Origin of the sequence: Fictibacillus barbaricus, assembly GCF_014635025.1 — a bacterium.
In the GTDB taxonomy this organism is placed as follows: Bacteria; Bacillota; Bacilli; order Bacillales; family Fictibacillaceae; genus Fictibacillus; species Fictibacillus barbaricus.
Genome location: NZ_BMCE01000001.1, coordinates 205455 through 226875 on the forward strand (window position 1 = coordinate 205455; position 21421 = coordinate 226875).

Here is a 21421-nt window from a genome sequence, read left to right on the forward strand (position 1 = left end):
TATGATGCCACAACTCTATGGCTTTTGACCAACAAGAAGTTTGGAGTTGAAACGAACTTTATAGTAGAAAGAGGTGGTGGACTGTGCTTGAAATTAAATCGAACGGAACCGACTGGAATGCACCGGTTCAACCGATCCATACGCTGTTAAAAAAACTCGACCAAAAACCATTAGACCCTGTTTATGAGGGGATGGGGAACTTTATCATAAAATATAAACATGAACATCAGACAGATAACCCGCGTTATGTAGGATGTACTCATTTTTTAGGGCATTTTGCGACCATTCCATATGTGTTCAATGTCATTACTGATGAAAAAGTGATTATTGAAGAACTGACAAAGGCGATCAGAATAAATCAAGAGCGTTTAGATTACGAGCAATTACGCCGAAACATCTTTTCCTATTAATTTCCTTTGATGGTTTGTGTTGTGCTATGCTTTTGGTGAGGTGAACATAATGAAGGGTAAAGTAGATTCCTTAAATATTAAGCTTCCTGAAGAAGTAATGGCCGCCGGTAAATCTTTTTATACAGGTTACAATAAAGAACCGCAGCAGGAGCCCGTTTATTTACATAAGACACATTTTGAAGGTGACGGTGTAGGAGATACTGTGCATCATGGCGGAGAAGATAAAGCTGTATGCGTATATCCGCTTGAGCATTATGAAAAGTGGAGTACGGATCTAGAATTAGAGAGTCCGCTCAAGGTACCTTCATTTGGTGAAAATATCACAGCGGCAGGCCTTAAAGAAGATGACGTGTGTATCGGTGATGTGTTTCAGATGGGACAGGCAGTCGTTCAAATCACACAACCCCGTCAGCCTTGTAACACATTGGCTTCTATATTGAGTCGTCCAGATATGATTAAAAAAGTCGTAAATACAGGACGGACAGGGTACTATTTGCGTGTTATACAAGAGGGTTCTGTTTCAAAGGGTGACGAGATGGTTCTGATTGAGAAAAACTCCGCTGGGATTTCCGTTACAGAAGCAAACCAAATAAAGTATGGTTTTATAAAAGACGCTAAAAAAATTAAAGAATTAATTGAAGTTGAGGCACTGGCTGAATCCTTAAGACAATCATTAGCAAAACGAATTTAGAACTTTTATTATAACATTTTCCCGATTGGAAATCAGTTGGGAAAATTGTTCTATATAAAGGTTGATTATTTCATATAAACGAACGCTTTTTTCCCAATATTTGAAAATACCAATCGTGTTACAATGAATCAGTAATAGTCAAACAATTCCAATACATACATACGGGCCCGGGACCTGACCACCAAGAGCACATGGTTTGATTGTTATAAAATCATGATTGGGGGAAAAGAAATGAAAGCTGTTTTTAGAGCATTTACTGCTGTACTCAGCCTAGTATTCGTCCTATCCCTTATGGTAGGAAATCTACATTTCTCAGCATCGGCCGCAACGGTAGATAAAGGACCGAAAAACTTCCTCGTTGGTTTTAAATCAGATATTCAAACAGCTCAAATTAATCATGTTAAAAAAATAGGTGGACAGGTAAAACACCAGTATAAGTTCATGAACACGATGCTAGTATCAATGCCAGAAGCCGCAGCAGAAGCTTTAAAGAAGAATCCGAATGTTTCTTATGTAGAAGAAGATCAACTGGCTTTTAAGACCGGGCAGTCAACGCCATGGGGGATTCCTCACATTAAAGCTGATCAAGTTCATGCAACCGGCAATACAGGGTCAGGTGTAAAGGTGGCGATCCTGGACACTGGAATCGATGCAAATCATGAAGACTTAAACGTACGTGGCGGTGCAAGTTTTATCCCAAGTGAGCCAAACGCGTTTGCAGACGGCGATGGCCATGGGACGCACGTAGCAGGAACAGTAGCGGCGTTAAATAATACGACAGGTGTTATTGGCGTGGCGCATTCTGCGAGTCTTTATGCAGTAAAAGTTCTAGACAGCACAGGAAGCGGAACGTATAGCGGCATCATTCAAGGAATTGAGTGGGCTGTTGCTAACGATATGGATGTCATCAACATGAGCTTAGGAGGCAGTTCAGGTTCGACTGCACTTCAGCAAGCTTGTGATAACGCATATAATTCTGGCGTGCTTGTTGTAGCAGCGGCTGGAAACTCTGGAACAAAGGGCAAGAGAAATACGATCGGCTATCCGGCTAAATATGCTTCGGTCATGGCAGTTGGAGCCGTTGATTCCAGCAACACCCGTGCTTCTTTTTCGAGTGTTGGAACAGAGCTTGAAGTGATGGCGCCAGGTGTTGGTGTTGTAAGTTCTGTCCCAGGCAACAAGTATGCAAGCTATAATGGAACATCAATGGCTTCTCCGCACGTAGCAGGAGCAGCCGCACTCATTATGGCAGGCAACCCTGGACTAACAAACGTTCAAGTTCGCCAAAAGCTCGTAAATACAGCAAAACCGCTTGGTGACTCTTTCTATTATGGAAAAGGTGTCATTGATGTTTATGCGGCAACACGATAATAAATATAGAAAGACTCCAAAACGTTGGAGTCTTTTTTGTTTAATCCTAACTTCTTAACAGAGAATAAGAGATATTCAGTTGTAAGTCATCACAAAATAACTTGAACTGATACGAGTCAAAAAAGATTTGTTCTCCATTGTTTTGGTCCCAGCTCAAGATGGTGGAGCCGATCGGGGAAACTTTTCTTCTGTAGGCCCTGATGTCGCTTGTATGTTGAAACGCCTCGATATGGCCTTCGTTAGCCCCTTTTTCTAGTCGATCGATTACCCATGAAAAATCGTTTTCGCACACCATCTTTTCTTCGCCCTTTTTTAATAACCCTATCACTTTTTGCATTCGCATTTCTCCAATTTATTTATAGTCTTTTTTCGCTGTAGTCATTATAATGATAGTTAGTTTCCATATGCAAGAAGGTACAAAAATGTGGTATAGTTACCTTTTTGATACTAAGGAGTGGCATAAGTGAGAAAACAATATATGCATCCAATAGAAGTGACACTGGATGTTGTCTGCGGAAAATGGAAGGGCGTCATCTTATGCCATCTTCAAGAAGAAGGCATATTAAGGTTTGGTGAGCTAAAAAAACGTCTGCCGGGCGTATCGCAAAAAACGTTAACGCTTCAATTAAGAGAATTGGAAGAAGATGGACTCGTCAATCGCAAAGTCTATCCGCAAGTTCCTCCAAAGGTGGAGTATTCTCTGACGGAATACGGGACAGAATTAGAAGCAACGCTAGAGATGATGTGTGAGTGGGGAATAAACCACCATGACAAGGTGGGACCAAACAGTGATTCTCAACTAATAGAAAAGCCGAATTAAAAAGACCTGAAAAAGATTGAGAGTTTTACTCAAAGCGTCTATAATTATAATGTTATGCATATAAAACAGAGGTGAAAAACCATGTTAGAACGTTTAGAAACGATCGAAGCTAGATATGACAAGTTAAATGAACTACTCAGTGACCCTGAAGTGATAAATGATACAAACAAGCTGCGCGAGTACTCAAAAGAGCAGTCTTCTCTCCAAGACACGGTTTCGGTCTACCGTGAATACAAAGAGGCGAAAGAGCAGCTGGATGAAGCAAAATTGATGCTGGAAGATAAGCTGGATGCTGAAATGACAGCGATGGTAAAAGAAGAGATTTCTGGTCTTACTGATCAGATCGAAGAGTTAACAGCGCAGTTAAAGATTCTATTACTGCCGAAAGACCCTAACGATGACAAAAACGTTATCGTGGAGGTTCGTGGTGCAGCTGGCGGTGACGAGGCAGCATTGTTTGCTGGTGACCTCTACCGCATGTACAGCCGCTATGCGGAGATGCAGGGCTGGAAGTCTGAAGTAATCGAAGCATCTTACACAGAGCTAGGCGGATACAAAGAGATCATCTTTATGATCAACGGAGCAGGTGCATATTCTAAGCTTAAATATGAAAATGGTGCACACCGTGTTCAGCGTGTTCCGGCAACAGAATCAGGCGGACGTATCCATACCTCTACGGCAACTGTAGCTGTTCTTCCTGAAGCTGAAGAAGTAGAAGTTGAGATTCATGACAAAGATGTACGTGTTGACACATTTACTTCATCAGGTCCTGGTGGGCAGTCTGTTAACACGACTCAATCAGCCGTTCGATTAACACATATTCCAACAGGTACAGTCGTATCGTGTCAGGATGAAAAATCACAGATCAAGAACAAAGAAAAAGCGATGAAAGTTCTTCGTGCTCGTGTTTATGATAAGATTCAGCAAGAAAAACAAAAAGAGTACGATGAAACACGTAAGAGCGCGGTTGGTTCAGGTGACCGTTCCGAGCGTATCCGTACGTATAACTTCCCGCAAAACCGAGTTACCGACCACCGTATTGGCTTAACGATTCAAAAGCTTGACCAGATTCTTCTTGGCAAGATGGATGAGTTTGTTGAAGCACTCATCACAGAAGATCAAACAAGCAAGATGAAAGCTCAGGTGGACGCGTAAGATGAGTACAAAAATTCATGAAGCCCTCGCGTGGGCTTCTTCTTTTTTAGCTGATAACGGACGGGAAGCTTTTGCAGCTGAGATTTTGATGAGACATGTGCTAGGGTGTGTGAGCAGGACAGAGATGCTGATGCGTCTTCACGACCAAATGGATGATGAGATGTATCAACAGCTTAAAGCTGCTGTGGAACGCCATGTTGAAGGGGAACCGGTCCAATACATTACAGGAAAAGAAGAGTTCTACGGCCGGACGTTTTCTGTTAATAAGGAAGTGCTCATTCCTAGACCTGAAACGGAAGAATTGGTTGAACATACGTTAGCACTTATCTCAGAACATTTTGGTGATGATGAGACCGTTTCAGTCGCAGATATCGGTACAGGGAGCGGTGCGATCTCCGTAACGATGGCGCTAGAAGATGATCGATTGCAAGTTTACACGGTAGATATCGCGGAGGAATCTATTGAGGTAGCGAAGGGTAATGCCGAACGGCTTGGTGCCGAAGTTGAGTTCATTTTAGGTGATCTGCTGCAGCCATTTATGGAGATGCATATGAAGCTGGATGTCGTTGTGTCGAATCCGCCATACATTCCTGACCATGAGATTGAAGTTCTGGATACGATTGTAAAAGACAGAGAGCCGATGCGCGCTTTAAGCGGCGGGGAAGACGGTTATGTATTTTACAGAAGGTTTATGGAAGAGCTTCCGCTCGTGCTGAAAGAGAAGGCAATTGTAGGATTTGAAGTAGGAGCAGGGCAGGGTGAAACCGTTGGTGCTATGTTGCGTATTACCTTTCCAGGTTCAGAAGTGTATGTAAAAGAAGATATCAGCGGCAAAGACCGAATGGTGTTCGCGGTGCTTGGGAAATAATTTGGGAAAAGGGGACAGACCCGGGTCTGTCCCCAAAACAAAAACCCCCTTCTCATAGAGTTGAGAAGGGGGTTTGTTTGATTACTCTTTTACCATTAACTTAAGCGGGGCAGCAATCTTCTTTTCTACTTTCTTTCCTGCAAGTACGTCTGATGCTGCTCTTACAGCGAGTTCTCCGATCAGTTCAGGCTGTTGAGCAACAGTTGCTGCTAACTTGCCCTCTTTTACAGCATTCACGGCATCTTCATTTCCATCAAATCCAACTACCAGTACATCTCGGCCTGAGCTGTTGATCGCCTGAAGAGCTCCTAATGCCATCTCATCATTATGAGCGAAGACTGCTTTAATGTCTGGGTTTCCTTGAAGCACGTTCTCCATAACGTTTAATCCTTTTGTCCGGTCAAAGTCAGCAGCTTGTTTGGCAACCACATCTAACTTTTTGTCAGCTACATTATGAAATCCTTTTCCGCGTTCACGTGTAGCCGATGCTCCTGGCACGCCTTCCAGCTCAGCTACTTTTGCACCTTCACCTAACTGCTCTACAACATAGTCAGCTGGCATTTGGCCGCCTTTTACATTATCAGAGGCAACAAGTGCGGCAACGTCACCTTTATCAGTGGAGCGGTCCAGCGTAACAACTGGAATTCCGATGCTGTTTGCTGATTGAACAGCAGTTGAGATAGCCGCTGAGTCAGTAGGGTTGATCAGCAGGGCATCAATACCTTGCTGCAATAGATCTTCAACATCGTTTACTTGTTTAGCAGAGTCATTTTGTGCATCCACGACAACCACTTCTGCACCTTGTTTTTTCGCTTCATCTACGACACCATTTTTCATCGAAACAAAGAATGGGTTGTTTAACGTAGAAACAGATAAACCGATCTTAAGCTTTTCTCCATCTCCTTTTTTGGCTGGCTTTGCCCATGAAGGGGGATCTAATGAACACGCGCCTAAAAGGAAAATGGACAATGACATCATGATTAATAAGACTTTTTTCATCTTGAACCCTCCTATGCAGCTTTTTTGCGATCAATTAATACGGCGATCAGAATAACGACACCTTTTACTACCATTTGGAAGAACGAAGATACGCCTAACAGATTTAAACCATTGTTCAGTGTTCCGATAATCAATGCACCGATTAATGTTCCGACAATTAAACCTCGTCCGCCTGATAGGCTAGTCCCGCCTAGTACGACGGCAGCGATGGCATCCAATTCATATGATGTTCCTGCTGTTGGCTGTGCAGAGTTTAGTCGTGATGTAAGAATCGCACCTGCCAATGCAGCAAGAAGTCCTGCCAGTGAATAGATCATCACTTTTACTTTTGTTACTTTAATACCTGAGATGATGGCGGCTTTTTCGTTTCCGCCGATCGCGTATGTTTTACGTCCGAACGGCGTCTTGTGTAGGATCATCCAGAACAGAGCGAACGAGAGGATCATCGTGATCGCTGGTACCGGAATGCCTAAGAAATAGCCTCGTCCGAACAGTTGGAACATATAGCTCTCGCCAAGACCTGTAATCGGGTTGCCCTCTGTAAAAACGAGTGTTAAACCGCGGAAGATCGTCATCGTTGCTAATGTCGCGATAAAAGGAGCCATTTTACCTTTTGTGATTAATAGACCATTAATCGCACCCATTACAGCACCTAGCAAACAACCGATCAAGATAGCGAGCATCGGGTCTATTCCCGAAACGATCATTCCGGCCATCAATGCACTCGAAAGCGCTAGGATCGCCCCTACCGATAAGTCTATGCCTCCCGTTAAAATGACGAATGTCATCCCAAAGGCGATCAATGCGTTAATGGCAACTTGTCGAAGCAAGTTTAATAAGTTCAGTGGTTCTAAGAAACTCGGGTTCAGAACCGATACGATGACGACTAGAATCATCAAACCTAAAAGAGGTCCAAGCTTCTGCATAATATTTTCGACATGATTCACTTTTGCGGGTGAAGTTTTCATGTTATTGTCCTCCCGTTGCATATGTCATAATCTTTTCTTGTGTGGCATCACTCTTCTGAAGCTCACCGCTGATTCTACCTTCGTGAACAACAAGGATACGGTCACTCATGCCAAGAACTTCAGGAAGTTCTGAAGAAACCATGATGATTGCTACTCCGCGATCAGTCAGCTCATTCATCAACTGATAGATCTCACGCTTCGCACCGACATCAACCCCTCTGGTTGGCTCGTCCAAGATTAATACTTTTGGTCCAATTCCAACCCATTTGGCTATTACGACTTTCTGCTGGTTGCCTCCTGATAAGTTCTTGGCATTGGTTTCGCCGGATTCTGTTTTGATCCGTAACCGTTTGATCAATAGATCAACAAAGTCCTTCTCTGTTTTATAATCGATTACACCTTTCTTTGAAAAGCTTGTTAAGTTCGGAAGTGCCATATTTTCTCGGATAGAAAAATCAAGTACAAGTCCTTCGTTTTTCCGGTCTTCTGTAATAAAGCCAATTCCGAGTTTCACTGCTTCATATGGGTTTTTGATCGATGCTTTCCGTCCACCGACCCAAATCTCGCCAGAATCCAGTTTATCGAGTCCGAACAACGCTCGCATGATCTCAGTTCGGCCAGCTCCCATAAGGCCGGCAACTCCAACGATCTCACCGGATTTTACGGAAAAATTCACACTGTCAAAAACGCCTTGTATCGTGGCATTCTTTACTTCTAAAACGGTCTCCCCAATGTTCGGATTCCGTTCCGGATAACGATCTGTAAGTTCACGGCCTACCATTTTACGAACCACTTCATCAAAGTTTGTCTCCGTGATTGTTTTCGTATCAACCGTTTTTCCGTCTCGCATCACAGTAATACGATCGCATATCGCAAAAATTTCTTCCATTCTATGAGAGATATAAACGATCGAAACGCCTTCTTTTCGGAGTGCGTTGATCACTTCAAACAGCTTTTCTATCTCACGCTCTGTCAGCGCAGCAGTTGGTTCGTCCATGATGATCACTTTTGCATCTGTCATTAATGCTTTTGCGATCTCGATCATCTGCTGCTCCCCGACTGAACAGCGGCCAGCTTCTTTTTCGAGAGGGATTGATACTGCGAGCCTCTCAAACTGCCTTTTTGCCAGCGCTTTCATTTCTTTTGATTTTAAAAGTCCAAACTTTGATCTTAATTCTTTGCCGATAAACAGGTTATCGAGCACCGTCATGTCAGGCCATACATTTAGCTCTTGATGGATAAAAGCAATTCCGTTCTGTTCAGCTTCTTTCGGGTTCTCAAAATAGCGTTCCTGTCCATCAATAACAATCGTTCCTGAATCGCGTTTGTGAAGGCCCGTTAGAATGTTCATCATCGTCGATTTACCAGCGCCGTTTTCACCCATTAAAGCATGAACTTCGCCTTCTTGGAGATCGAAGTGAACGCCAGTTAATACTTGGTTCGATCCAAACGCTTTATAAATATCGTTCATTTGAATGTGCATCACAATCACCTCTCTCTAGAAGATTACACCTGCTTGTAAAATACAGTTGGCATACGGAGTCACTTCACCTGTTCGAATAATTACTTTCGCTTGCTTTGTGATTTCTTTAAAATCTTCATGTGAGACAAAACCAATCTTTGTTTGTGAGAAAGTCTCGTTCATATAAGTAAGGGTATCTGCGTTTTTTTCTTTGATCTCTCTTGCCAGGATCACTTTTTCAACTACCATATCCTCAGAAACGATCCTTACTACGTCTTCAAAACTCGGGACACCGAGCGTTAAAGCTAAATCGATACGAGGGACATCCTTAGGGATCGGAAGCCCTGCATCTGCAATCACGATCTGATCGGTATGTCCAAGATCACTTAAAATTTTTGAGATATGACTGTTTAGAATGCCGTTTCGTTTCATAACGTTTCCTCCACTTCTTTTCGAATTGGCATCCCGCCTTGAGCACCAAACTTTGTAACCGATAGGGAAGCGGCCCGGTTAGCAAAACGAAGGCTGTCGCTGATGCTTTTTCCTTCCGCTAAAGCTACGGCTAGTGCTGCGTTAAACGTATCACCTGCACCTGTCGTATCGACCGCGTCTACACTGTAAGAGGGAACGAGCACTTCTTTTTCGCCGTCATGATAGCGCGCGCCTTCTTTACCTTCTGTAATGAACACTTTATTGGGATACTGTTTAAGGGCATCCTCTGTTGATAAACCGTTAAACAGTACCGATGCTTCATGTTCGTTCGGTGTAATGTAGTTCGCATTGTCTATCACTTTTTGTGATAGCGGACGAGCTGGCGCCGGGTTAAGCAGTAATTGAACCCCAAACTCTTTGCAAAGGTCACTAACATATTCAACCGTTTCTTCTGGTATTTCTTGCTGAATCAGTACCATATCCGCTCTTTTTATGAGTTCCGTTGACTTCTTAACAAAGTCTGGTGTCACATGGTCGTTGGCACCTTTAACAACTACAATGCTGTTGTCACCTTCAGCTAAAATGATGTGTGCCGTACCGCTCTCTGTTTCTGTAACCGGTTCCACATTTGCTGCAGAAACGTTATTTTGTTTAAAGTTTTCTAAAATGGCAGCTCCATAATGATCATCACCAACACAGCCAATCATGGTTACGTCTGCACCTAAACGAGCTGCTGCGACCGCCTGGTTAGCTCCTTTTCCTCCAGGGACTGTTTTAAATGACGATCCTAATACGGTTTCACCCGCACCAGGACGCTTATCCGATGTAACGACTAGATCCATGGAAGAACTTCCAATGACCGCAATTTTAACCATGTGCATCAACCTCTCTTGTTGTATTTCGATCTATAAATGTAACAGGCATCTGAATATGCTGTTGTTGAACATTTTCTTTATTTATAAGTTTAACTAAAAGGGTAGCCGCTTCTTTTCCCATCTCATAAGCTGGCTGCCGTATAGTGGATAGCGAAGGGAACAACAAGCTGCTTTGCGGTATATCATCAAATCCAATAATCTGCAGGTCCTCTGGGATCGACTTTCCGAGGCGGAGCGCTTCATGTAAGACGGCTGTTGCCACGATATCATTACTCGCTAACACACCATCTGTATCAGGGTATGTTGCAAACAGCTCTTTTGCCCATTTCTCTGCATCTTCAAATGCAAAAGAAGTAGTGGACATCACATGAAAATCAACAGTTGATTGACTCAATGCTTCTAACGCTCCTTGAAAACGGTCTTGGGCGGGTTGAATATGTGCTGGACCTTTTAAGAGTGTGATACGCTTGCTTCCTCGCTTAACGATTTCTTCTGCAGCTATTCTTCCGCCTTCTTTTCCGTCCGCGTAAACCGAAGGATAATCGCTGGATGTACGGTCTAGAAAGACAACCGGAATAGACAGATCTTTATAGTTGGTTTTCGTTTTATTGTTAGTTGCGGAGATGATTCCGACGACATTGTTCTGAATAAATGTGTTCAAGTAATCCATCTCTTTTTCGGCATTTTCATCACTGTTGCCAAATAACAGCCGATATCCGCCTTTTTGCATTTCGTCTTCAACACCTCTTGCAAGCTGTGGAAAGAACGGATTTGTTATGTCCGGCAGCAGCAAGCCGATCAGCTTAGATTTCTTTTTATATAGGGAACGGGCTACTTCATTAGGGCTATACTTTAAGTTATCAACTGCGGCCATTACCTTTTTGCGTGTATCTTCATGAACGTAACCCGTTTGATTAAGAACACGTGATACGGTCGCGACCGAAACGCCTGATTCTTTTGCTACATCACGAATGGTAACCAATTTTTCGCCTCCTTCCAAATATGTAACCGTTTACACATTTAAAATAACATGATTGAACTGGATGCGCAAGCTGGTAATTCTTTCTTTTGTTTTTGTCGAATCAGACAGAAAGAATTTTACTAGATTGCTAGTATGAAATTTTCTCTCCGTGACCAAACTGTGGTTAGATACGACGGGGGAGGAAAAAACGATGAAAAAACGCAATCATTTCTTTATTCTTATACTCATTTCTTTAGCGGTGATGTTCCTATTCTTTGAAACACAAACAAAAGTGGCAAACGCAACGATGAATGCCTCTGTTAAAATACCGGAGGATTCGATCAGACTTCGCATTCTAGCGAACAGCAACACGGACGCTGACCAACAACTTAAACGCGAGATCCGTGATGAAGTAAACGCTCAGATTACTACATGGGTAGATGAACTTTCAACGATTTCTGAAGCGCGTGAGATCATTCGTAAACAGCTTCCTGCGATTGAAAGAATCGTACAAACAAAATTGGATGAAGCGGGGATTGAAAAAACGTTCTCAGTGGAGTTGGGCAAGGTAGCTTTTCCGACTAAGATGTACGGAGAGTACATCTATCCTGCTGGTCAATATGAAGCAGTGCTTATTACACTTGGAGAAGGAGAAGGGAAGAACTGGTGGTGTGTTCTTTTTCCTCCGTTATGTTTCCTAGACTTTGAAAACGGTGACGCTGTAAAAGAAAACAAAGAAGGAAAAGGCGATAAAGTGGAGACTGCTTCAGCAGAAGAAGTTAAAGAAACAGAGAAGGTCCAAACAAAATTCTTTGTTGTTGAACTATTTGATAGCTTCGTGAGTGCTGTAGGCTCCTTATTCTCTTAAAATGTGCATAAGTTCCTCCCTATTTTCATAGATTATAGAAAGTGAAGAAGGTAACCTCCTTGTGGTCTGCCTTCTTTTTTTAAAATCTCTGCACAAACAGCCAGCGTGGCTGAAAATCATAAAGAATAGGGGAGTTACGTAATGACGATTATCTTAAGGCAGGCAATGCAGCATGAAGCAAAAGATTTGCTGCAGCTCGTCGGAAAAGCTGGACTTCAATCAGAGGGAATTAAAGACAGCATTGAAAACTATCTTGTCGTTGTGAACGATTCAGGAGAAACGATTGGAACCGTAGGCCTTGAGCGAATAGGAAATGATGGCTTGCTTCGCTCTTTTGTATTAAAACAGAAATATTCTTCTGAAACGCTTCTCCTTAAACTCATCGATAAAATTTTGGTATACTCAAAAGATAAAGGAGTCGAAACTCTTTATTTACTTACAAAAGCCGTAAACATGTTTGAAGCATTATCCTTTAAGATCATTCCTAAAGATAAAGTGCCTCCGCACATTGAAAGTGCTCATCATGTTAAAAATAATGCAGCATCAGGAGCAGAACTTTTAGCATATACTTTGGATTCCTAAAGATCTTGTCAACAAGTTGTCCACAATTTAAGACAAATTGTGCATAACTCTGTGGATATAAAAGTTTTGTACTCGGCCTTCTTTTAGAAGGCTGACCTGAGTAGTAGAAAGGATTTAACCCATGAGATCATTCCAAACGGAACGCTGGACTGTGGATAAAACAGAACAATCATTAACAACTCATCCACATGTTGTTCAAGCTTCCTTGTGGATAAATAAAAATGAAGTAGTAGCTTTACCAACCGAAACGGTATATGGTCTTGCCGGGAATGCGAGAAGTGACGAGGCTATAGCACGGATTTTTGAAGCGAAAGGAAGACCGAGTGATAACCCGCTTATTGTCCACATCTCTGACCGTAAACAACTAAAAGGACTGGTGTCGTCGATATCGCCTAATGCAGAAAAATTAATGGACGCGTTTTGGCCAGGGCCTTTAACGATTGTGCTACCAAAGGGAGAAGAAGTGAGCGGAAAAGTGACAGCTGGTTTATCTACAGTTGCGGTAAGAATGCCTGACCACGTGGTAGCTCTTGCTGTAATCGAAGCATCAGGTGTACCACTAGCAGCTCCAAGTGCAAACCTTTCTGGGAAGCCTAGCCCGACAACAGCAGATCATGTTTATGAAGATCTGAAAGGCAGAATTCCTGGGATTGTGGATGGCGGCTCAACAGGTGTTGGCGTCGAGTCAACAGTTGTTGAATGCACGGAAGATTCTGTCATCATATTAAGACCAGGTGGAATCACTTTAGAAGAGTTAGAGAAGGTAGCAGGCGTCGGCAACGTAACAGTCGACCCGGGGATCGAAAACGAAAAGCTCGCTCCTAAGTCACCAGGTATGAAGTATACCCATTATGCGCCAGATGCACCTTTTGTCCTTGTGGATGGAAGTCCTGAATTTTTACAGCAGCTTGTGGATAAAGAGCGGGGGGCAGGACGCAAAATCGGTATTCTTACAACAGAAGAAAGAATGGACTACTACAAGGCAGACAGTGTTATTCCAGCAGGGAAACGATCAAACCCCGAAACGGTCGCTCAACATTTATATGAAGCCTTGCGTGCATTTAATGAAGCTGGTGTGGATAAAATTTTTGGAGAGGTTTTTCCGAAAACAGGTGTAGGCGCGGCTATTATGAACAGGCTTGAAAAATCGGCCGGCGGCCACATTATAAATGAATAAAAAACAAGCCTCTGTCTATGAAGACAAAGGCTTATTTTTATGGATGGGAAGCATGATGGAAAAGGTGCTGCCTTCGTCCACCTTGCTGTTGATTACTATTTTTCCGTGATGGTTTTCTATGATCTTGTAACAGATCATTAGGCCAAGACCTGTACCTTTTTCTTTTGTTGTATAAAAAGGCTCGCCAAGTGTTGGCAGACGTTCTTCTGGAATACCGCAGCCATGGTCGATAAAAGAAGCGATCACATGGTTGTCTTGTTTCTTAAGTTGAATATGTACAGAGCCTCCGGTAGGCATGGCTTCTATCGCATTTTTCAGCATGTTTACGAATACTTGTTTTATCTGATTATCCACACACCAAATCTCAGGCAGGTCAGGTTCACACTCAAAGTAAATCTGGACATTCGTTAAGATCGCTTGTGTATCCAGGATCGAAATTACATGCCTTAACAACTGGCGGAGATCAGTTTGTGTAAAATTCATCGCCTGAGGTTTAGCTAAAAGCATAAACTCCCCAACGATGCTGTTGATCCGGTCGATCTCTGAAAGCATAATTTCATAATAATCTTCGTTTCCAGATGCTCTAGATTGCAGAAGCTGCAGAAAGCCGCGAATAGAGGTAAGCGGATTTCGTATTTCATGTGCGACACCAGCTGCTAGCTGGCCGAGTACGGAAAGTTTATCTGATTTTCTAAGCATCTCTTCCGTCTTCTTGCGTTCCGTCAGATCACGTGCCACGACTACAAAGGAATCTGGCTGGTCTGTATCGTTTGCGATAGGGGTAGCATTGGCTTCAAGTGTTACCCAGTGCCCGTGTGCGTGTTTGCACCTTACTTCAAACTTTACAGGCTTTTGTGTTTGGACCATCTCGTTTATGGCCATCCTCACTTTTGGCCGATCGTCTGAGTGAAAGAAGCCTTGTATCTTTTTGCCATCATAAAGGGACGGATCAAAGCCGAGGAGCAGGCGGTTAGATGGTGAAACATACTTCACGTTTCCATCCAGATCCACGACACCTATTAAGTCAGTCGTATTCTCGGCAATAATCCGGTATTTTTCTTCACTTTCTTTTAATGCTTTCTCTTTTAATTTTTTATCGGTAATATCCCGTGAAATAGCGGAAAGAGCAACAACTTCACCGTTTTCTCCATAAATAGGGCTTAAGGAAAGGCTTACATTTAATCGTTTGCCGCATTTGGTTAAACGAATGGTTTCCACCCCTTTTACATAACCGCCATGTTTTACGATCGTCATCAATCTATCGGATTCAGCCACTTTATCCTCAGGGACGACTGGAAGTATGTGTGAAGTCAGGTTCGTTAACTCGTCTTGTGACCAGCCATAAATAAATTCAAAAGCGGGATTCACTTTTACCGAAAAGTCCGTTAAGTGAACAACAGAAATGGCATCACTAGAATGATAGATAACCGATTCGAGCAAATCTTTTGTTTCTCTTAATTCTTTTTCTGCTTCTCTTTTCGCAGTCACGTCTTTGGCGATCCCGAACACACCAATTACTTTGTTCAGCACGATGATCGGGGTGAGGGTGAACGTGATCTGGCGGGTGCCTCCGTTCTTATGACGGATACGTGCTTCATGCATTTTAGAGTTACCTTTAAGGGCATCATTGAACTGATCAATCGCGATCGCTTTTCGGTCAGGCATCATGAACGGATCAAAAGTCATGTTTAATAGCTCGGTCTCGCTGTAACCGGTCAGTACCGTACAGGCTTTGTTTACGGTTGTAAATTTTCCGTCAAGATCAAGAGAGAATAAAGGATCAATATTATGATCCATCAATGACCGGAAGCGTTGTTCACTTTCAGCGAGTTGTGTTTCAACGGCAACTCTTTCACTTAGATCCACACAGAATCCATACGCTTCGGAAACGGTTCCATCTTTATAAATAGGACCGATCGCAGTCAAAAAAGGGATTCCGTTTAGCTCTGCTTCATACGTCAGGCTTTCTCCGTTTAACGCTCTTTCGTACATTTCTTTTTTAAAATCAGCCATTTCTTTCGGAAAGATCTCTTCGATCCTCTTTTGCAGAACGTTTTCCCTCTTGAGGCCGAACAAGTCAAACAGTTCTCCTTCGCTCTCGGTCATAATGATGTCCTTATCCTGCTTTATACATCGAAAAGTCATGCTTTTTTGGCGGGATATACCTTTCTGGAACGGAGATAATCGCCATAGGGCGTCTCCTTTTTCTGGTATGGCCGATGCGTTATGGACCATGCTTGTCCCTCTCCTTTACGTACAGAGTTATATCCTTTTATATACGATATAAATTACGTTTTCCCTTCCTCCTAAGCCGTAAGTGAACAATTTTTAAACAGTCAACAGCTTGTATAGTTTTTATTCTTTTTACAAGTAGACATGCATAGGTTGAAAGTATGATGGTTAAAGGAGTGGGAACTATTTGGCAACGATGGGGGAATGGATGACACTTTTATTTATGTCCGTTGCGCTAGGTATGGACGCTTTCTCAATTGGTCTGGGCATGGGTATGTTATCACTTCGATTAAAGCAGATCATGAAAATAGGGATTACGATAGGGCTTTTCCATATGCTGATGCCGCTCGCGGGAATGACGATCGGAAAGCAGATCTTGCTCCACTTTGGTAATATCGCAGGCCTTATTGGCGGGCTTCTGCTTGTCATACTTGGGGTAACGATGATTCGTTCCTCATTTTCGAGTAACGATGAGCCTCTCGTACAGCCTGTTGGTTTAGGGTTGTTCGTATTTGCATTAAGTGCCTCATTGGACAGTTTCTCTGTTGGTTTATCACTTGGAATCTATGGTGCAAAAACATGGCTTACCATTTTGATGTTTGGCATGATGAGCATGCTTTTAACATGGGCTGGACTGATCATGGGAAAGAAAGTGCAAAAATGGTTCGGCTCTTACGGGGAAGCCTTTGGCGGCTGTATCTTACTCGCATTTGGGGTGAAGATTCTTTTTCCTTTTTAGTCAAAAGAGGGAAGCGATCTACATTTTTTTATTCGTTAAACCGATGATATACTAAATATAATCACGTTAAACCATACCGAAAATGGGGAAAGCTAGAATATGAGGTGAATACTCCATGAACGTGTTATTTATTTGTACAGGCAACACTTGTCGCAGTCCGATGGCAGAAGCCATTCTACGTGAAAAAGGCAAAGGCAAGTTCAACGTTAAGTCTGCAGGCGTATTTGCCGGAAACGGTGCCGTGATGAGCTCGAATGCATCACATGCCCTTCTGGAAAGAAAAATTAAAGAGAATCATCAGTCACAAGGTGTTTCTGATTATCTGGTCGAGTGGGCTGACCTCATATTAACGATGACAGAAAGCCATAAACACGCACTAGTGGGAAGATGGCCAGATTCTGTAAACAAAACGTACACATTAAAAGAATACGTAATGGACGAGGAAGAACAAAAGAAAATTGAAGAGATTTATGAGTTGTATACAGAGATTGAAATGCTGAAACTTCAATATATGTCGAAGGACCCGAATAGTGAAGATGTAAAAAAAGAGTTCGAAAAAGAAGTAAGGCCGCTCGTTGAAAGACGAATGCAGCTGGAAAGCGCGGTTCCGTCTTTAGACATTTCCGATCCGTTCGGCGGACCTCTTCATCTTTATCAAGAAACTCGGGATGAAATTGAAGCGCTGATTGAAAAATTAGTGAAAAAAGACGATAGCATGAAGTAGTAGGACATAATTAAGTAAAGTTGTCCTAAATTGCCATGCAGTGACATTGAATAGGGCATATCTACAGCATATAATGGAAAAAAGTATGAGAGAGCAGGTGCACACAACATGAAAGTAGCAATTGGATCAGATCACGCAGGAGTGGAATTACGAAAAGAAATCATCAGCTTGATTGAGGAGCTGGGTATGGAAGTAGAGGATGTAGGCTGTGAATGCGATACATCTGTCGACTATCCGGACTATGCCATTCCTGTAGCTGAAAAAGTAGCAAACGGCGAAGCAGATCGCGGAATCTTAATCTGCGGGACCGGAATCGGAATGAGCATTGCAGCAAACAAAGTAAAGGGCATTCGCTGCGCGCTTGTTCATGATCTGTTCAGTGCAAAAGCTACCAGACAGCATAACGACAGCAATGTACTTGCCATGGGTGAGCGTGTCATTGGTCCAGGTCTAGCATTGGAAATTGCAAAAGTATGGCTGACGACAGAATATGAAGGTGGACGCCACGGTCGCCGTGTAGATAAAATCTCTCAATACGAAGGCCAATAGCAATAAACCCAAATAATGAAGGGAAGACCATCTAATGAGCGATGAGCTCCAACAAATTCAAGACCAAGTCCTGAATGTTTTGCAAGATCTGCAAAAGCATGCACAATTAAAACCGTCTCAATTATTAGTGGTAGGAGCAAGCACTAGTGAAGTAATTGGTGAACGAATTGGCACATCAGGCACGATGGATACAGCTGGTGCTCTGTACAGCGGTATCGTCCAGTTTCAAGAAGAAACAGGAATTGCACTTGCCGTGCAATGCTGTGAACATTTGAATCGTGCGCTCGTTATGGAGCGCGAAGAAGCAGAAAAACGAGGCTATGAAGAAGTCCGGGTCGTTCCAGCCCGTTCAGCTGGAGGCGCATTGGCTACACATGCCTACCACCATATGAACGAACCCGTAATCGTTGAATATATAAAAGCCGACGCAGGGATTGACATCGGTGATACCTTTATTGGAATGCACCTAAAGCACGTCGCAGTACCTGTCCGCAGTGAAGTTAAGAAAGTGGGTGCCGCACACGTAACACTGGCCAAAACCCGCCCGAAACTGATCGGCGGCGAACGCGCTGTGTATCCGAGCAAAGAAGACATTCGTTGTTTTTAAATAAGGAAAGCCCTCTTGATGAGGGCTTTTTTCTTTACGTGTTGGTCGTGGGATGGTGTGGGGCGTGTCGAAATATAACGAGCATTGCACACTCGTGGATATATGGCCAAAACTCGTGGATTTAGTAGTCATCTTTCTGGAATTAAGTCTACCTAGCTTCTTTACGGCCATATCTTGCAGCCATTTTGTAAGGAGCAGAAGCTTGGGACCAGCCAAACCTCCTAATTATGTTCAATTTCGTAATGAATCCACTCGGAATTGATATTTTTTCCTCCCATTTTCTTATAAAGTGCCTGAGCAGATGTATTATCGACAGCTGTTTGCCACGACATGTACGCGTAACCTTCATTTTTCGTGTAATTCAGCACATGCTGAAACAGTTTTTCTCCCAATCCACATCCACGATATGCACCATCAACAAAAAGGTCGTTCAAAATGGCGATCTTTTGCACCCGCGTGGTGCTGAATGAAAAATAGAGCGTCGCAAATCCGGCAAGAACACCATCTTCTGTTTCCGCTACAAATTGCGTCCCCGCTTCCTTTGAAGACAATAAGTGCTTAATATGATCCTCAAGTTTTGTTCCTTCAGGTGTCTTTCCTTTATAAAAATCAACGATATAGCGGAGCATTAGTCCCTTTAGCTGCTCCAGATCTTCTAAAACCACCTGGCGAATCGTAAAAGTTGTCATCGTCCATTTCTCCTCTTATTTGCTCCCTAAAAAAGGAAGAACTCATTTACATCTATATTAAGTGATTCCTCAAGCATTGAATAGTATGATTAATAGGATTAATGCCATATTTAGATGAAATGGTGGTTTTGATAAGTAAAATGCTTACTGAACAAGGGAGGGCATACTAATGCCGATCCCTTTTTTGAATGTTGAAAGGAGATTTGGAATTTTGAGAGATTATGCGATTGGCATTGATATAGGGACAACGAGCACAAAGGTCGTCCTTTTTGATGAAAGAGGTGCGGCTGTTGCGCATCACTCAAAAAGTTATCCTCTGCTATCTGAAGAACCAGGATCAGCGGAACAAAATCCTGATGAAATCTATGAAGCAGTCGTTTACTCGTTACGAGAAACGGTAAGAAAAAGCGGTGGCTTAGCAGAGCGGATCGGTTTTATCTCGTTCAGTACAGCGATGCATTCATTGATTGCAGTAGATCGTGACGGAACACCTCTCACAAAAAGCATAACTTGGGCAGATACACGCAGCGAGCCGTATACCGCCTCAATAAAAGGAAGCTCTGATGCGGTTGACCTGTATAAACGGACAGGTGTCCCACTACATCCGATGACACCTCTTTTTAAACTGCAGTGGCTAAAAAACGAATCGCCTGATATTTTTCGGAAAGCTGCAAGTTTTGTGGGAATAAAAGATTACATACTTTATAGATGGTTCGGTGAGTGGGTAACCGATTATGCTTCTGCTGCTGCAACGGGTTTATGGAACATGCACGAATTAACATGGGATGAAGAAGCGTTGCGGCTAGCAGCCATCACACCGGAAAAACTGCCAGCCATACAGCCGACGACTTTTTATTGGGAAACTTTATCTGAAACTCTAGCAAAAGAAAGCGGTCTTGACCCATTGGTAAAAGTAGTGATCGGCGCCACAGATGGTCCTTTATCCAATCTTGGTGTAGGTGCGATTTCACCTGGCGATGTGGCTGTAACCATTGGAACAAGCGGGGCGATTAGAACCACTTCCACATCACCAGTGCTTGATGCAGAAGGCCGTACGTTCTGTTATCCGATAACGGAAAAACATTGGGTATCAGGTGGACCGGTTAACAACGGAGGACTCGCGTTTCAGTGGATTCATGATCTTTTTCAAAAAGAGGGAGAGAGTGCATATGAAACGTTCTCAGTAGAAGCGGAAAGTGTCGAGCCCGGAGCAGAAGGGCTATTGTTTCTGCCTTATCTAACTGGTGAACGGGCACCATTATGGGATGCACAAGCGAAGGGTTCTTTTATCGGTCTTACGCTGCGTCATACTCAAAAACACATGGTGCGCGCTGTTTTGGAAGGAACGATCCTAAATTTATACAGTGTGTACAGTCTTATTAAAGATCACGTTGACGATACTAAAGCAATTAAAATTTTTGCAACGGGCGGCTTTACAAATTCACCGCTATGGAAACAAATTTTAGCTGATGTTTTTCAAACAGAAGTAAGCATACCTGAACATACGGAGAGCTCGTGTCTTGGTGCGGTCCTTCTCGGCAGGTTTGCTCTCGGGGAAACAGAATGGCTGCAAGAAGCACCGATGGAAACAAAGCAATATGAAAAGGTTATGCCGAATCACGAAAACCAAGAAATCTATGAAGAACTGTTCAATCTCTATCAGTCTCTATCAGATGCGATGCAGGATCAATATAAAGCCATTCATGATTTTCAAAATAAACCTAAAAAAGAGAGCGGAAAATAACATCCGCTCTTTTTTTCTAATTAATTTATATATGTGGCATTGATCAGAGGAAGACCTGATTTAGCGTCTTTACCGTTTTTTACATTCCCATAAACCGTTATCTCAGATCCTTCTGAAAAACTGCTGTCCATCGTAAAGTTCATCACTTTAAAAGTTGTGTCGCCAACCTTCATCTCGAAGCTGCCGCCCATTCCCTTCTCAGCATGAGCACTAACAGTTCCAGTCGCTTTAATAATCTGTTGTTCATAAGCGTTCGGATCGTTCTCAAGTGCTGTTGGATCAAGGTCTACAGCCTTTTCTTCCATGTTCTTAATGATCTCAGCCTGCTGACCAGCTAAATCATCAGCTGTGCTTTGTTCTTCGTTAGCTTTTTTCTCTGTCGTATCCGCTTTTGGTTCAGGCTTTGCTTTTTCTTCACTGCAGCCTGCTAAAGCTAGTACTAAAACAAGGAGACTTGCTCCAAACCACTTTTTCATCATGATGATAACACCCCTTTTG

24 protein-coding genes are annotated in these 21421 nt (G+C 42.9%); 14 read left to right on the forward strand and 10 right to left on the reverse strand.

Annotated elements, in window-relative coordinates; translation table 11 throughout:
- The first annotated feature begins 83 nt into the window (after positions 1–83).
- The 3 genes from IEV52_RS01010 to IEV52_RS01020 all read left to right on the forward strand — a co-directional run bounded on the left by IEV52_RS01010 (position 84) and on the right by IEV52_RS01020 (position 2472).
- Positions 84–410 carry a hypothetical protein gene (locus IEV52_RS01010; protein ID WP_188400685.1) on the forward strand — a complete coding sequence of 109 codons (327 nt, stop codon included), beginning with the start codon at positions 84–86 and terminating at the stop codon, positions 408–410.
- Between the two features lie 49 nt (positions 411–459).
- Entirely contained in the window at positions 460–1101 is a 642-nt protein-coding gene (locus IEV52_RS01015) for an MOSC domain-containing protein (protein WP_188400686.1), read from the forward strand.
- 231 nt (positions 1102–1332) lie between these two features.
- The gene (locus tag IEV52_RS01020) at positions 1333–2472 is read left to right on the forward strand and encodes a S8 family peptidase (protein ID WP_188400687.1); all 1140 of its coding nucleotides are present in this window, start codon (positions 1333–1335) and stop codon (positions 2470–2472) included.
- A gap of 46 nt (positions 2473–2518) precedes the next feature.
- Here IEV52_RS01020 and IEV52_RS01025 read toward each other — a convergent pair whose 3' ends face one another.
- Positions 2519–2809, reverse strand: coding sequence for a hypothetical protein (locus IEV52_RS01025; protein ID WP_188400688.1), 291 nt, complete (start codon positions 2807–2809; stop codon positions 2519–2521).
- A gap of 141 nt (positions 2810–2950) precedes the next feature.
- Between IEV52_RS01025 and IEV52_RS01030 the strand changes: the two genes are divergently transcribed.
- The 3 genes from IEV52_RS01030 to prmC all read left to right on the forward strand — a co-directional run bounded on the left by IEV52_RS01030 (position 2951) and on the right by prmC (position 5315).
- On the forward strand, positions 2951–3292 hold the full coding sequence (locus tag IEV52_RS01030; RefSeq protein ID WP_188402192.1) for a winged helix-turn-helix transcriptional regulator: 342 nt from the start codon (positions 2951–2953) through the stop codon (positions 3290–3292).
- Positions 3293–3373: 81 nt separating this feature from the next.
- Complete coding sequence (gene prfA / locus IEV52_RS01035; RefSeq protein ID WP_188400689.1) at positions 3374–4447, forward strand: peptide chain release factor 1; 1074 nt, start codon at positions 3374–3376, stop codon at positions 4445–4447.
- A gap of 1 nt (position 4448) precedes the next feature.
- Positions 4449–5315: a peptide chain release factor N(5)-glutamine methyltransferase gene (prmC, locus tag IEV52_RS01040; protein ID WP_188400690.1), complete on the forward strand. Its 867-nt coding sequence runs from the start codon at positions 4449–4451 to the stop codon at positions 5313–5315.
- A gap of 81 nt (positions 5316–5396) precedes the next feature.
- Here prmC and rbsB read toward each other — a convergent pair whose 3' ends face one another.
- Genes rbsB through IEV52_RS01070 form a run of 6 tightly spaced genes read right to left on the reverse strand, consistent with a single transcriptional unit; the run spans position 5397 to position 11033 of the window.
- A complete protein-coding gene (gene rbsB / locus IEV52_RS01045; protein WP_188400691.1) occupies positions 5397–6314 on the reverse strand; it encodes a ribose ABC transporter substrate-binding protein RbsB in 918 nt (305 codons plus the stop codon).
- 11 nt (positions 6315–6325) lie between these two features.
- Positions 6326–7282: a ribose ABC transporter permease RbsC gene (gene rbsC, locus IEV52_RS01050; protein ID WP_188400692.1), complete on the reverse strand. Its 957-nt coding sequence runs from the start codon at positions 7280–7282 to the stop codon at positions 6326–6328.
- Position 7283: 1 nt separating this feature from the next.
- A complete protein-coding gene (locus IEV52_RS01055; protein WP_188400693.1) occupies positions 7284–8765 on the reverse strand; it encodes a sugar ABC transporter ATP-binding protein in 1482 nt (493 codons plus the stop codon).
- Between the two features lie 15 nt (positions 8766–8780).
- Positions 8781–9176, reverse strand: coding sequence for a D-ribose pyranase (rbsD, locus tag IEV52_RS01060; protein WP_188400694.1), 396 nt, complete (start codon positions 9174–9176; stop codon positions 8781–8783).
- A complete protein-coding gene (rbsK, locus tag IEV52_RS01065; RefSeq protein ID WP_188400695.1) occupies positions 9173–10051 on the reverse strand; it encodes a ribokinase in 879 nt (292 codons plus the stop codon). Before rbsK ends, rbsD begins: the two co-directional genes overlap by 4 nt.
- The gene (locus IEV52_RS01070) at positions 10044–11033 is read right to left on the reverse strand and encodes a LacI family DNA-binding transcriptional regulator (protein WP_188400696.1); all 990 of its coding nucleotides are present in this window, start codon (positions 11031–11033) and stop codon (positions 10044–10046) included. The genes rbsK and IEV52_RS01070 overlap by 8 nt, the downstream gene beginning before the upstream one ends.
- A gap of 190 nt (positions 11034–11223) precedes the next feature.
- Between IEV52_RS01070 and spoIIR the strand changes: the two genes are divergently transcribed.
- From spoIIR to IEV52_RS01085, 3 genes are all read left to right on the forward strand, one after another.
- Positions 11224–11880, forward strand: coding sequence for a stage II sporulation protein R (spoIIR, locus tag IEV52_RS01075; RefSeq protein ID WP_188400697.1), 657 nt, complete (start codon positions 11224–11226; stop codon positions 11878–11880).
- Between the two features lie 141 nt (positions 11881–12021).
- Positions 12022–12462, forward strand: a complete 441-nt coding sequence (locus IEV52_RS01080) for a GNAT family N-acetyltransferase (protein WP_188400698.1) — start codon at positions 12022–12024, stop codon at positions 12460–12462.
- 121 nt (positions 12463–12583) lie between these two features.
- Positions 12584–13639, forward strand: a complete 1056-nt coding sequence (locus tag IEV52_RS01085; protein WP_188400699.1) for an L-threonylcarbamoyladenylate synthase — start codon at positions 12584–12586, stop codon at positions 13637–13639.
- A gap of 15 nt (positions 13640–13654) precedes the next feature.
- On the opposite strand, the gene IEV52_RS01090 is transcribed toward IEV52_RS01085, so the two are convergent.
- The gene (locus IEV52_RS01090; RefSeq protein WP_188400700.1) at positions 13655–15874 is read right to left on the reverse strand and encodes a PAS domain S-box protein; all 2220 of its coding nucleotides are present in this window, start codon (positions 15872–15874) and stop codon (positions 13655–13657) included.
- Positions 15875–16067: 193 nt separating this feature from the next.
- Between IEV52_RS01090 and IEV52_RS01095 the strand changes: the two genes are divergently transcribed.
- The 4 genes from IEV52_RS01095 to IEV52_RS01110 all read left to right on the forward strand — a co-directional run bounded on the left by IEV52_RS01095 (position 16068) and on the right by IEV52_RS01110 (position 18490).
- Positions 16068–16610 (forward strand): manganese efflux pump MntP, encoded by a 543-nt coding sequence (locus tag IEV52_RS01095; RefSeq protein ID WP_229754230.1) that lies wholly within the window; start codon positions 16068–16070, stop codon positions 16608–16610.
- Positions 16611–16725: 115 nt separating this feature from the next.
- A complete protein-coding gene (locus IEV52_RS01100) occupies positions 16726–17334 on the forward strand; it encodes a low molecular weight protein arginine phosphatase (protein WP_188400701.1) in 609 nt (202 codons plus the stop codon).
- A 108-nt stretch (positions 17335–17442) separates the two neighbouring features.
- Positions 17443–17883 (forward strand): ribose 5-phosphate isomerase B, encoded by a 441-nt coding sequence (gene rpiB, locus IEV52_RS01105; RefSeq protein ID WP_188400702.1) that lies wholly within the window; start codon positions 17443–17445, stop codon positions 17881–17883.
- Between the two features lie 34 nt (positions 17884–17917).
- The gene (locus tag IEV52_RS01110; protein ID WP_188400703.1) at positions 17918–18490 is read left to right on the forward strand and encodes a TIGR01440 family protein; all 573 of its coding nucleotides are present in this window, start codon (positions 17918–17920) and stop codon (positions 18488–18490) included.
- Between the two features lie 221 nt (positions 18491–18711).
- Here IEV52_RS01110 and IEV52_RS01115 read toward each other — a convergent pair whose 3' ends face one another.
- Positions 18712–19179: a GNAT family N-acetyltransferase gene (locus IEV52_RS01115; protein ID WP_188400704.1), complete on the reverse strand. Its 468-nt coding sequence runs from the start codon at positions 19177–19179 to the stop codon at positions 18712–18714.
- Positions 19180–19348: 169 nt separating this feature from the next.
- On the opposite strand from IEV52_RS01115, the gene IEV52_RS01120 reads away from it, so the two are divergent.
- Complete coding sequence (locus IEV52_RS01120) at positions 19349–20923, forward strand: gluconokinase (RefSeq protein WP_188400705.1); 1575 nt, start codon at positions 19349–19351, stop codon at positions 20921–20923.
- A gap of 20 nt (positions 20924–20943) precedes the next feature.
- Here the strand turns inward: IEV52_RS01120 and IEV52_RS01125 are convergent, their stop codons facing one another.
- Entirely contained in the window at positions 20944–21402 is a 459-nt protein-coding gene (locus tag IEV52_RS01125; RefSeq protein WP_188400706.1) for a hypothetical protein, read from the reverse strand.
- Positions 21403–21421 lie beyond the last annotated feature (19 nt).